The 12864-nt window shown below is 42.6% G+C and carries 11 protein-coding genes and 1 tRNA gene; 7 read left to right on the forward strand and 5 right to left on the reverse strand.

What is annotated here, in order from left to right; genetic code table 11:
• Positions 1 to 109 precede the first annotated feature (109 nt).
• Both dksA and gluQRS read left to right on the forward strand, forming a co-directional pair.
• Positions 110 to 547: an RNA polymerase-binding protein DksA gene (gene dksA, locus JMX91_RS07845; RefSeq protein WP_057762021.1), complete on the forward strand. Its 438-nt coding sequence runs from the start codon at positions 110 to 112 to the stop codon at positions 545 to 547.
• Between the two features lie 242 nt (positions 548 to 789).
• Entirely contained in the window at positions 790 to 1782 is a 993-nt protein-coding gene (gluQRS, locus tag JMX91_RS07850; RefSeq protein ID WP_201548406.1) for a tRNA glutamyl-Q(34) synthetase GluQRS, read from the forward strand.
• 126 nt (positions 1783 to 1908) lie between these two features.
• On the opposite strand, the gene JMX91_RS07855 is transcribed toward gluQRS, so the two are convergent.
• Together JMX91_RS07855 and murD are read right to left on the reverse strand one after the other, a co-directional pair.
• Complete coding sequence (locus JMX91_RS07855) at positions 1909 to 3105, reverse strand: FtsW/RodA/SpoVE family cell cycle protein (protein ID WP_182176715.1); 1197 nt, start codon at positions 3103 to 3105, stop codon at positions 1909 to 1911.
• A 277-nt stretch (positions 3106 to 3382) separates the two neighbouring features.
• The gene (gene murD / locus JMX91_RS07860) at positions 3383 to 4807 is read right to left on the reverse strand and encodes a UDP-N-acetylmuramoyl-L-alanine--D-glutamate ligase (RefSeq protein ID WP_201548408.1); all 1425 of its coding nucleotides are present in this window, start codon (positions 4805 to 4807) and stop codon (positions 3383 to 3385) included.
• Between the two features lie 707 nt (positions 4808 to 5514).
• On the opposite strand from murD, the gene JMX91_RS07865 reads away from it, so the two are divergent.
• The 4 genes from JMX91_RS07865 to JMX91_RS07880 all read left to right on the forward strand — a co-directional run bounded on the left by JMX91_RS07865 (position 5515) and on the right by JMX91_RS07880 (position 10231).
• Positions 5515 to 7014, forward strand: a complete 1500-nt coding sequence (locus JMX91_RS07865) for a SulP family inorganic anion transporter (RefSeq protein WP_057762027.1) — start codon at positions 5515 to 5517, stop codon at positions 7012 to 7014.
• A 174-nt stretch (positions 7015 to 7188) separates the two neighbouring features.
• Positions 7189 to 8043: a universal stress protein gene (locus JMX91_RS07870; protein ID WP_201548410.1), complete on the forward strand. Its 855-nt coding sequence runs from the start codon at positions 7189 to 7191 to the stop codon at positions 8041 to 8043.
• 479 nt (positions 8044 to 8522) lie between these two features.
• The gene (locus JMX91_RS07875; protein ID WP_010197981.1) at positions 8523 to 8861 is read left to right on the forward strand and encodes a P-II family nitrogen regulator; all 339 of its coding nucleotides are present in this window, start codon (positions 8523 to 8525) and stop codon (positions 8859 to 8861) included.
• Between the two features lie 107 nt (positions 8862 to 8968).
• On the forward strand, positions 8969 to 10231 hold the full coding sequence (locus JMX91_RS07880; RefSeq protein WP_101205964.1) for an ammonium transporter: 1263 nt from the start codon (positions 8969 to 8971) through the stop codon (positions 10229 to 10231).
• A 194-nt stretch (positions 10232 to 10425) separates the two neighbouring features.
• On the opposite strand, the gene JMX91_RS07885 is transcribed toward JMX91_RS07880, so the two are convergent.
• The 3 genes from JMX91_RS07885 to JMX91_RS07895 form a co-directional block, all read right to left on the reverse strand.
• The gene (locus JMX91_RS07885; RefSeq protein ID WP_101205965.1) at positions 10426 to 10809 is read right to left on the reverse strand and encodes a DUF2147 domain-containing protein; all 384 of its coding nucleotides are present in this window, start codon (positions 10807 to 10809) and stop codon (positions 10426 to 10428) included.
• 261 nt (positions 10810 to 11070) lie between these two features.
• Complete coding sequence (locus JMX91_RS07890) at positions 11071 to 11334, reverse strand: hypothetical protein (RefSeq protein ID WP_102092103.1); 264 nt, start codon at positions 11332 to 11334, stop codon at positions 11071 to 11073.
• Between the two features lie 71 nt (positions 11335 to 11405).
• A complete protein-coding gene (locus JMX91_RS07895; protein WP_201548412.1) occupies positions 11406 to 12251 on the reverse strand; it encodes a DNA/RNA non-specific endonuclease in 846 nt (281 codons plus the stop codon).
• A gap of 177 nt (positions 12252 to 12428) precedes the next feature.
• Here JMX91_RS07895 and JMX91_RS07900 point away from each other — a divergent pair.
• Positions 12429 to 12519 (forward strand) — tRNA-Ser (locus tag JMX91_RS07900).
• Positions 12520 to 12864: the final 345 nt, after the last annotated feature.

The raw sequence follows: 12864 nt of genomic DNA on the forward strand, positions 1-12864 counted from the left end.
TGGTGAAACGTTTGATAAAAGGACAAATTGTAGCGTTTGTAGCATTAATAACGTCTTGTCTTTTGATACGTCGTTTTATTGAATTAATTTGAAAAAGTAGGATACCCATATGAGCACCCTGACCACGAATCCGAGTGAAGTTAAATTTACTCCTTATGTGCCGGCCAAAGACGAAGAGTATATGTCTGATGCGCAGTTGGAGCACTTTAAGGCTATTTTATTGGATTGGAAAAACCAACTGATTGGCGAAGCGGATCGTACCAAAAACTACATCCAAGATGAGTCAAGCGCCATGCCAGACATCAATGACCGTGCCACTCAAGAAGAAGAGTTTGCATTGGCATTACGTACTCGTGACCGTGAGCGCAAACTTATCCGCAAAATCGACAAATCTATGTTAGAAATCGAAAATGATGACTATGGATTTTGTGAGACTTGTGGTGTAGAGATTGGATTACGTCGCCTTGAGGCACGTCCAACCGCTACCCAATGTATCGACTGCAAAACCTTATCTGAAATCAAAGAACGTCAAAACCAAGGCGCTTAGATCAGATATTACAGATATAAATGTAAGCAGAAGCGACCTTGTAATAGGTCGCTTTTTGTATTTTAGACTGTCACTATTTTGCTGCGTTACTGACTTTGCTCTGACAAATATAATCGCCTGAATAATGACATGACTAACAAAACAATCTCATTTAATGAATATCTTTTGATACTCATATTTATTATTCTATCTTTATTACCTTTTATAGACAGCCATTTATTTTGAAAACAATGCCTACCACCATGCCAACTCAAACGCCACCATCACAGCCTATTGGCCGCTTTGCGCCTTCACCAACGGGTGAGTTACATCTCGGCTCTTTAACGACTGCGCTTGCCAGCTTTTGTCATATCAAATCAATCGATGGTAAGTGGTTGTTGCGTATGGAAGATACCGATACTGAACGCTGTGATCGGCAGTTCACTGAGCAAATTTTGATAGATCTTGAGGCACTTGGATTGCATTGGGATGGTGATGTTATTTATCAGTCTGAGCGCATTGATATCTACAACGATTATCTATCATCATACCTGCGACCGTTGACCTATGGCTGCCAATGCTCCCGTAAAGACTTAGAACAGTACTGGGCGCAAGAAGAGATAAGTAGAAACCATAGTCTTGCCAGCTTAGCTGCGCTGACCGACCAATCATTAAACGAACAAGCTTTATCAATTGTCCAAGTACAACCAAATAGGCAGCGGTATCCGCGGCGCTGTGTGGCAGCTGACCTTGATAGACAGCAGCATAAGCTACGTATTCAGCTACCAGACTATCGGATTGGCTTTAATGATGGTATTCAAGGACTACAATGGGATAATCCGCAGCAGACATTAGGCGATATGGTTGCTCGTCGTCAGGATGGTATGATTAACTATATACTGGCAGCCAGTCTCGATGATGGTCTACAGCAGATTACTCATATCATGCGTGGTCTCGACATTCTACCTATGACGACTGCACAGATCGGCATTATGCAAGCCGCCCGCCTACCCACTATTGACCGATGGTATCATCTGCCATTGATTAATAATGCTGACGGCCAAAAGCTCTCTAAGCAAAACCTTGCTCAACCGATCGACACATCAGACCCGAGTCAACTTATTGTTGAAGCCCTATCACTATTACAGCAAGCAGAGATCGATATCGATACTCCAGAAAATATGCTTAAACAAGCCATTGCTCAATGGGACAATACCCCAATACAAGGCAAGCAGCAGTTAAATTTGCCTTATTAATGAGAGTTCAAAAGCTATAAATAGACAATAAAAAGCGCCACTATGAGTGACGCTTTTTATTGCAATAATGCTAGACACTATTTACCGAAACTCTGAAGCTATGCAGAGACTATTATATAGAGCCTATTAGTAATAACGGCATTGGCTTTTCTCGATTTCAGGGCTTTCTTTATATATCTTCAATAATAGCGCGACCATAACCAAGCTAATCAACATAGACGAACCGCCATAACTAAAGAACGGCATAGTCAGACCTTTGGTTGGGATGGCACCCATGTTCATCGCAGCGTTAATAATCGTCTGGGCAATAAATACCACACCAATACCGAAAGCAGTATAGCTCATGCGCATCTGGCGGCGTTTGAGCGCGTTGTAACTGATACGCATCGCACTACCGATGATCAGCGCTTCAAGTATCAGCACCATGCTAACCCCGACGAACCCTAACTCTTCACCCGTAATGGCTAATAGGAAATCCGTGTGCGCCTCAGGCAAATGCGACAGTTTCTGTACACTTTCGCCATAGCCAACACCCGTGAACTGCCCACGACCAAAGGCGATCAAACTACGTGCGAGCTGATAATCAGTATCTTGTACATCGTCAAATGGATCCATAAACGACATCACACGCACCAGTCGGTACTCTGCCGTAGTCACCATCAACACTGCACCACCAACAGCAGCAGCACCCAAGGCTAAGAAGTGCTTATAAGGTGCTCCAGCAATATAAAAAATCGCGAACAGCGTACCAATAATGACGACAAAAGAACCAAAATCCGGCTGCGATAATAGCAGTATCGTTATCAGCGCCACTACCAGCATAATTCGCAAGAAGCCATCTAAGCCATTACGAACTTCAAAAGATCGGCGCACCACAAAGTCAGATACAAATACAATCATGACCAGTTTGGCCAACTCAGCTACCTGAAAGTTAAAGCCGCCTACCGTAAGCCAGCGCTTAGAACCATTAATTGGCGTACTAAACAACGTAGCAACAAGTAATAGCCCTGTGATGCCTAACAAAGCAAACTGAGTCTCGGTCTTATAAAGTGTGCGTAAAGACACGCCATAATAAGGAATGACCGCAACGATTAAACCAATCGTCATATACAACAGCTGGTTTTTGAAAAAATATAGCTCGGTCATACCGCGGCTAAGCGCAAAAGGGATAGAAGCAGAAGCAACCATCAGCAGACTAAGCACCATCATACAGCCGACGCTTGATAACAAAATTGCGCGTGCTGATGGCATAGACAGAACACCGTCTGAGCCAGAGGTTTGCTTGGTTTGGGGCGAGGAACGAAAAAAAGAAGAGAGCGCCATAATTTTATATACACTAACAAACGAAAAAACACGGCGTCTATGAAACGCCACCGTTTAAAAAATCATAAAGTAAATCGTACTAGATAGATGCTAGAAAGCCCTTAACCCTCGGCAAACGCCTTAGCTAGCACCTATTTTAGTAATCAGGATTATATGCTTGACAGTAGCAGCAATCTATAAGCAAAACAATCATTTATCCAGAAAATACTGGCTGTTGCTAAAGGTGCGATATGCGCTATGCCAATCTATATAGCTGATTGATATATTCGGCTACCTATTAAGCTTCTGATTGTGCAGTATCTAATTGATTGACCAGTTGGCTAAAGTGCTCACCGCGAGCCGCATAACCACTATATTGGTCAAAGCTAGCACAGGCAGGTGACAACAATACAGCCTGTACTTGCGATAAACTACTGGTAGTGACTTGTTGAATAGTCGCAAACGCATTCTCTAATGTCTGACACTGATGTAGCGCAACATCATCACTCAATTTCGCCGCTCTTAGATGTTGTTCAATCTGCTGACCATCCTCACCAATAAACAAGACTTGGCTCACATATTGATTGATAAAAGGCGTTAATTCACCAAACTGTTGCCCTTTGCCTTGCCCGCCTAAGATCAATAATAGCTTACCGTCTTTTGGCGCATAGACTGCACCCAAGCCTTCGATAGCGGCCATGGTCGAACCAATATTGGTGCCTTTAGAATCATTGAAGTAATCAATACCAGCAGCATTAGCCACATATTGGCAGCGGTGCTCAAGACCTGTGAACTGCTGCAAAGTGGTTAGCATGCTCTCTAGCGGTAATCCTGCAAGCTCACCAAGTGCCAGAGCCGCTTGAGCATTCAGTAGATTATGACGACCTTTAATCAACAGTTTGTCTGCCGACAGTAATCGTTCTGTACCACGAGCAAGATGAGTTTGGCCTTCTGTGTCGGTAATCAGACCATACTGACCTTTATCAGGGGCATGAATACCCGTACTAATTCTCGGTAGGTTGTCTGCGACCAATGGACGAGTAAGTGCATCTTCGCGGTTAATCATCACCGATTTAGCACCTTGGAAGATACGGTGTTTGGCTTGATGGTAACCGAGCATATCTCCATGACGATCTAAATGATCAGGCGACATATTGAGCACAGTCGCTACTTTTGCGCCCAAGTTGGTGACGGTTTCTAATTGGAAACTAGACAGCTCAAGCACCGCAAGTTCCATATCAGAATTATCTAGCAATGTTAAAGCTGGTACACCGATATTGCCGCCGACACCCACATTAACGCCAGCATCCGCTGCCATTTGGCCGACTAACGTAGTGACCGTACTTTTGGCATTAGAACCTGTAATCGCTACGATGGGTACGGTACACGCTTCACAGAACAGTTGAATATCACTAACTACAGGAATATTGGCTTGGCGAGCAGCAGCCACAGCGTCAGTCTCAAGAGAAATACCTGGGCTAATAATAATACGTGCCGCTTGCTGCAATAAATCGGCATCTATCCCACCAAACTGACGAATCTCAATCTCGGCTGGCAACTTATCGGCCAATTTAGGGGTAACTTGAGCATCAGTGACTGCGACTTGATAGCCTTGTTTGGCCAGATAATGCGCGACTGACAATCCAGACTGCCCCAAACCGACCACGACTTGTAGACCACTACCCTTATGAAGTAAGGCTTCTGTTGCTGTATTAGTGGTCATATCTATTCCTTCTATTAAACGAGAAAAGTTGTAACAAATAAACTTGTTGTATAGCGATTCTAATCGACGCCGCTAAGATGTGAAGCATCTTAACGCCATCGTTCAGATTTCGGTACTGATTTTTTATGAGTTTATGCTATTATTCGCCTGTTTTTATATTAAGTGGCTAATGCTATAATAGTCAGCTTGATTAATATTTATCAGTATTTTGCTGAGCACATTGCTCAAGCATTTTAGTTTAGCATGTTGTCACATTTATCGCGCGATTGTCACGCCTCTTCATCAACGATTCTCGTCGTGATAAGGGTGTATCAGACAATTTTGGTAATTTGACGAGTGATATATCACCTTCTACTACAGCAAGTGATTGCTGATTCTATATATTATTGTAGGTACATCTATCTAGTTGCCTATTTTAAGCAATCTTTTAAAAAATATTTTTAGGTAATTTACTGCCCTTATCATCGTATTGATTATTGATGAGCGTATTTTTGATACCAAAAAAATCAGTAGATACTTTGGTTATTAGTTAGATACCTCAGTTATTAGTTAAATATCTTGGTTATTAGTTTCTCACAATCCAACACAGCAACATGACCTAGTGCATGTTGAAGTAAAAGAAAAATGAATAGCTATTATTAGCGACGCGATCATTTTATAAATGAGTAATGATTACTTTTTTGCCTCTAACCCTATGTAGTTTACTTATGACATCTTTTATTGATAACTTGCGTGACGAGTGGTTTTCCAATGTTCGCGGCGACGTTTTATCGGGTTTGGTTGTAGCCCTAGCCCTTATTCCAGAAGCCATTGCCTTTTCTATTATCGCTGGTGTTGATCCAAAGGTTGGCTTATATGCCTCATTTTGTATCGCGGTAGTGATCAGTTTTGTCGGTGGTCGTCCAGGTATGATTTCGGCGGCGACTGGCGCTATGGCACTGGTCATGGTCGACTTGGTTGCTGACCATGGTCTGCAATATTTGCTTGCCGCAACTTTGCTTTGCGGTGCCATTCAGGTCGTAATGGGCATTTTAAAGCTTGGTAATCTGATGCGCTTTGTCTCTCGCTCAGTGGTTATCGGTTTCGTCAACGCTCTAGCAATATTGATCTTTGCCGCGCAATTACCAGAACTGAACCCAATGACTGAGCGTGTTGGCATGACTGTTTATATCATGACGGCAGCTGGTTTGGCGATTATTTATCTGTTTCCACTTATTCCTAAAATCGGTCGCATCGTTCCTTCACCGCTTATTTGTATTGTAGGTTTGACCGCTGTTGCAATGTATATGAATCTTGATATTCGCAACGTTGGCAGCATGGGTGATTTGCCAGATTCATTACCAGTATTCTTGTTACCTGACATTCCATTAAACCTAAATACCTTGCTGATTATTGCGCCCTATTCTATCGCGCTTGCCATCGTCGGTCTTTTAGAGTCTATGATGACAGCGACGATCGTCGATGAATTGACCGATACACCAAGTGATAAAAACAAAGAGTGTCGTGGTCAAGGTATGGCCAACGTTGTGTCAGGTTTCTTTGGTGGTATGGCAGGCTGTGCGATGATTGGCCAATCAATGATCAACGTCAAATCTGGTGGTCGTACACGTCTATCTACTTTGATGGCTGGTGTTGTTCTTCTTATTATGGTCGTGTTCTTGAGCGAATGGGTCAGTCAAATTCCAATGGCAGCCTTAGTTGCAGTCATGATTATGGTATCGATTGGTACGTTTAACTGGCAATCTATTCGCGAGTTTAAGACGCATCCCATGTCGTTTAATATCGTAATGCTGGCGACTGTATTGACTACTGTCTTTACTCACAATTTAGCTTACGGTGTCGGCGTAGGTGTCTTACTATCTGCCTTGGCATTTGCTAATAAAATTGGTCAGTTCTTAACCATTTTTAGTGAATATGATGACAGCAGCAATACCCGCTACTATTATGTTCAAGGGCAGGTATTCTTTGCCTCTACCACCCAGTTCTTGCATAGTTTCGATACCAAAGAGGCTGTAGATAGTATTCAGATTGATGTAAGCCAAGCACATTTTTGGGATGTTAGCGCTGTTGATACCTTGGACAAGCTAGTGATGCGCTTGCAACGTGAAGGTATTGATGTCAAAGTGGTAGGACTCAACAATGCGAGTCGAACACTGATTGATCGCTTCTCTGTTCATGACCGCCGAGACATTGGCTTGTTAGACTAGGCGAAACTGCTAAGCGAATCTACGCGGTTGCCATGTGGCTATATTCTTAGTCTATGGCTAATATATCGGATATTAATAGACAGTTATATTGGTAAAAGGGTTGGATGTATTTTTCATACGCCAACCCTAAACTAAGATAGCAGATTTTTATTATTAAAATGATGTGGTCGTTTTATGAGTAATTTAAAACCAGATAGTGTGATTGCTTGCTTGGACTGTCCTGATCATGTTCAAGCGGTACTAGAGGCCAGTATGTGGGCTTCTATTCGCCTGCGCGCGCCTGTTGGCTTATTGCACTCGATGCCAAGCTTGCAGCAAAAAGCCGCTATTAATTACTCTGGTTGCCTCAATATTGATGACGAAAATGCTTTGCTCGAACAGTTCACATCCAAAGAGCATCTGAGCAACTGTGAGCTAAAGGCACAGGGCCGATTGCTATTATCTCAAGCAACCTCGTATTGTGAACAGCAACGCCATAAGCTAAAGACATATACACTGCATCGTCATGAGAACCTCAATCAGAGCATTGATTACGTCGATGACCAAGCACAATTGATCGTTATAGGTCACCATGTCACCTGCAAATCAACACTGAGCCAACTCATTCGAGTCAGTCACTGCCCCATTTTGGTGACACATGCACCATTTTTGCCCCCTACTACCGCTTTATTTGCGTTTGATAACAGTCTAACGTGCCATAAACTACTAAATTGGCTGTGTAAAACGCCACTGGTGCGTGCACTAACGGTTCATATTGTGATGGTCGGCAAGGAAACTTCTGATAACTGTGATGCGTTGCGTGAAGCCTATGCCAAGCTCAAACAGGCGGGTATCAAATCCAAAAAGACATTGCTTGACTGCCGTGATGTTGCAGCGGCTTTGAACTACTATCAAAATCAGCATGATATCGGTTTACTTATGACTGGGGCTTTTGGCCAATCTCGTCTCCGCGAATTACTACAAGGTAGCGATACAAAAAAGCTATTGGTCAGCACAAAAACCCCTTATCTATTGTTTCCTAAAGCCTAACGACGTATATATAAACACGCCCAAACCCTTTATTTACCTAAGCCCAGGGGTCTGACTACTATGTTAGGCTCTGCCGCTTATCTCTATTTTCTCTCTACCTTTCCGCCATTCATCTTTGATACGCTTGCATGAAAAGGCCAAGCTAACGACCAAACTCAAGTTAGCAAATCGTCACATGAAATAAAGGGATAGCCTCCCCAAGCACTCAAAAAGTTGGTTATAATAAAGTTTTCGTTAACCAAACGCTAAAGATTGATTCACCTTTATTATGCTTGTAGCGATGGCTCTAATCGTTGCATCGTAGCCCATATTCTATGTTACTACTGTCATTACTTTTTAATGAACAATACCAATTCTACCTCCCCCCTTGAGTAGGTTGGCACGGTTCTTGAATAACTTACAGTAAGCAAGGCAGAGATATGATGATGCACCATAGTACTTCTATCAATCTGCGGCATCACACAAATAAGGAATTTTTTATGAAGCTAATCACTGCGATCTTAAAACCGTTTAAGCTCGACGACGTGCGTGAAGCGCTTTCCGACATCGGTGTTAAAGGTGTCACTGTCACTGAAGTCAAAGGTTTCGGTCGTCAAAAAGGTCATACAGAGCTCTATCGCGGCGCAGAATACGTGGTGGACTTTTTACCTAAAGTAAAAGTCGAAGTCGCTGTGATCGACGAGATGGTTGAGCCTGCTATCGAGGCAATCACTCGTATCGCTAGCACTGGTAAGATTGGTGATGGCAAGATTTTCGTCACTGCACTTGAGCAAGTTATCCGCATCCGTACGGGTGAAACGGGACCTGACGCTATCTAAATTTGAAGACCTACCTACGGGCATAAACTTATAGGTACAGACTCTTACAGCATTTTTATCTATCGGTAATGCCGATATCTATATTATAAATTCAAGGGGGAATTTAAATGGAAAGTCAAATCTTTGAGCTCCAATATGCGCTCGATACGTTTTACTTTTTGATATGTGGTGCGTTGGTCATGTGGATGGCAGCAGGCTTCACTATGTTAGAGGCTGGACTGGTCCGATCAAAAAATACAGTCGAAATCTTAACCAAAAACGTCGCACTATTTGCAACGGCTAGTATCATGTATATGGTATGCGGCTATGCGATTATGTATGGTGGCGACCTATTCTTAAGCGGAATTGCAGGCGGTGATACGTTAGTAGAAGACGCCTTAGCAGCCTCTGCTGAAAACGGCTTCGGTGGCGACTCTGTCTACTCTGCCGCATCAGACTTTTTCTTCCAAGTGGTCTTTGTAGCGACCTGTATGTCAATCGTATCAGGTGCTGTTGCTGAGCGCATGAAACTGTGGTCATTCTTATTATTCGCTGTGGTCATGACCGGTGTTATCTACCCATTAGAAGGTAGCTGGACATGGGGCGGCAACGATGTCTTTGGTCTATTTAACCTAGGCGACATGGGCTTCTCTGACTTTGCAGGCTCTGGTATTGTACATATGGCAGGTGCAGCAGCAGCTCTAGCAGGTGTATTGCTCTTAGGCTCACGTAAAGGTAAATATGGCCCTAATGGCGAGATACGCGCTATTCCTGGTGCCAACCTACCATTGGCGGCACTCGGTACACTAATCTTATGGATGGGTTGGTTCGGTTTCAACGGTGGTTCAGTGCTTAAATTAGGCGACATCGCTAGTGCTAATGCTGTTGCAATGGTATTCTTGAACACTAATGCTGCTGCTGCTGGCGGTGCTGTCGGTGCCTTAATCTTAGCCCGCATCATCTTTGGTAAAGCGGATCTAACCATGCTTCTAAACGGTGTACTAGCAGGTCTAGTTGCCATTACTGCTGAGCCTTCAACTCCTTCTGCATTACAAGCTACTATCTTCGGTGTTATTGCCGGTATCATTGTAGTGTTATCAATCTTAGCCTTAGACAAAATTAAAATTGATGATCCAGTTGGTGCAATCTCAGTTCACGGTGTGGTCGGTCTATTCGGTCTACTAATCGTACCTATTACTAACCCAGCATCTACCTTTATCGGTCAGATTGTGGGTGCTGCAACCATCTTTGCTTGGGTATTCATTGCCAGCTTAGTGGTTTGGTCTATCATCAAGCTAGTTATCGGTCTACGTATCTCTGAAGAAGACGAGTACGAAGGTGCTGATATTGCAGAATGTGGTATGGAAGCTTACCCAGAATTTATAAGATAAGCTCCTTTCAAGTAAGCTAAAGATTGATGTTAAATGCGCTGATACTACCCACTGTAGTATCGGCGTTTATAATTTTAGTGTTTAAAGTTCTCCCCTGTTGAAGCCATAAGCTTAAATCTAAAACGTAAAAAATCCCGCGAGACCTTTCGGTAACGCGGGATTTTTATGTATTACGCTAAAACTAATTTTTTAGTTTATTTCTTTTTCCACTCTTGGCTACGAGAGAATGGTCCGATATAGCCTTTTAGCTTCAATGTGTTGCCGCTTAAGCTTGCAGTCATACGATAGTCTTTGCCTTTTTCAGGGTCAGTAATCGTACCACCACTATATTTACCACCACCGTCAGCTTTTAGACCTTTAATAATGGTCGTACCAACGTGCTTTTTGCCTTTAGCTGAGTTAGTAGCAATAAGAGTACCGGTCAACACACCATTTGACTCAGTGATCTTTACCGTACCTTTTGGCTTGCCTTCATCATATGTCTGCCAAGTAGTGTTGGCTAATGGGTCAGCGGCGAATGCCATGCTAGCAATACCAATACCAGCAACTGCTAAAGTGGTCTTTGTAAATAATTTCATAGATTGACTCCCTTCATACAATGATTACTCGAAACGTTATGTTTCTGTTGTCCTATGCTTATCCTTTGCTAGAACCTTTCATTACGAGCTTTACGGTTTCGACCTTTTTAAATGATAGTTACCATTACAACTTATAAGCTTTTGGTTAAAGATTCAAGCGACACAAGCGATGTCTTAACTCATTATAAGCAATTTTTAGGTTTTGCCTAGTAATTTTTTTATAGTTTCTTATTTCTGTAAAAATAAAACTATATCAAAGACTTATAGGAAAGGATTGTCGATATCTTTATCTAATTGGTCATCATTTTCCTTTGACTTAGCATCATTCTTACTATATAGATTTTTATCTGCAAATGCTTGTACGATTTTCCCCGACAGCTCATGTAGCTGTTGGGCTTGGTCGTATCCTAATTCGTCAAAAGTGAGATCAATATCACCATATATAATAATCTTGTCTTTTTGATTTTCAATGACAAGATCACCAATCTGCATGCTTTGATGGTCGTTGGCGAATGGCTCAATCATTTGATTATCCTTATTATCAGTAACATTTTATTTTTTTCGAAATGAGGCTATTTTTGGGTCTTACTTTCAGCTTAAGCTTGCAACTGTGCAATTAACCATTCTAAAATAGCCCAGACAAATAGCATCCACTCAGGCTCCTCCACAGGTGCCTCAGGGGTATCTGAGCTCTCACCTGCCTTCAATGGTAAATCAAACGCTTGAGATTTGGACTGACTATCTAGCATAGGTAATACATCGATGCCAATCTCAGTGGTCAGCTCATCGATACTGATCACATCGATGCGTTCTGACTCATCATTTGGTGCGTAATACACGCCTGCTTGATTGGTTGCTGGGATATATACCGCTTTGAAGAAGTGGCTAGGCACAAGGACACGGTTAGCGAGCTGCTTGGTTTTTTTATCAGTAAATGCCACACCCGTGATGGTATACACCTCACCGTATTGCTGAGTCAAATATCGAGTGGCAGATTCAATATTACGCCAAATGTAGCGATTGTTACGTGGTGACTGCGGGGCAATATTGGCTAAACTAAAACTATCATACTGCTGGCTGCGATTGGCCATATTGGCATTGGGTGCCAAATGACCTCGATCATAGCCAGAACCTGAATAATCAGACAATGAGGCTCGTGCTGACTTTGGTAGTTTACTCTCTTCGTGGAAGCTATCTTCACGATCGATCTGCTTAGCTTGTTGCAGACGTGTGCGATCGAGATGCTCTGCTGACCAAAGCGGTGTACGCGATACTCCTGAATACATAACCGCAAAGCCATCCATGCATAGCGCTTGTGTGTCTTTTTTTAGCTTGGTATTGGTAAATTCAGGATAAACACCCCCATAAAAAGACTGGCTACACTGGGTCAAATCATCAGCGTGTGCTTGGGTAATACCCGTCGCGACAAGCAATACTGCCATCAGTGCACTATTCTTACATCCGTACTTAAGCCTACTAAAACTTATCATTCAACTTTCAACCATTTATACTTGCCGTTACATACTTGCTATCCTAGCAGGCGCTTGCCAATAAAGAAAGATAGCGCGCAAGTCGTGACATTCTAAATGGTATCCGCTATACTTAGGCGTTCAAAAAACGGTGAAGTGGGTGAGTGGCTGAAACCGCACGCCTGGAAAGTGTGTATACGTTCATAGCGTATCGAGGGTTCGAATCCCTCCTTCACCGCCAATCTTATTTTGCTTAAGCAAAGCATCAGTTTTCCTGTCTTGTTCTACCTTTCTTTAGATATTTTTTATACTTTTTAATAGTAAGACTTTCAGTCTATACTCATTCTCTACTGCTGTCTGAAACACTTCTGTTTAGCCTTAATTCTGGGTGTTGTATGAGTCTAATAACTATATACCTAGTCAAATAACACATTAATTGACCAAGCTAAAAATTTCGTACCATGGGCTGAGAGTTACTTATAAAAGGTTATAACACAGGATAACTACCTACTCTTCTATACCGATAGTAGCGCCTGCACCGTTTTTCAAAGTGCCAACCACACCAGTGCCACCCAAGCCTTGATAA

The organism is Psychrobacter sp. Pi2-1, assembly GCF_904846645.1.
Lineage (GTDB): Bacteria > Pseudomonadota > Gammaproteobacteria > Pseudomonadales > Moraxellaceae > Psychrobacter.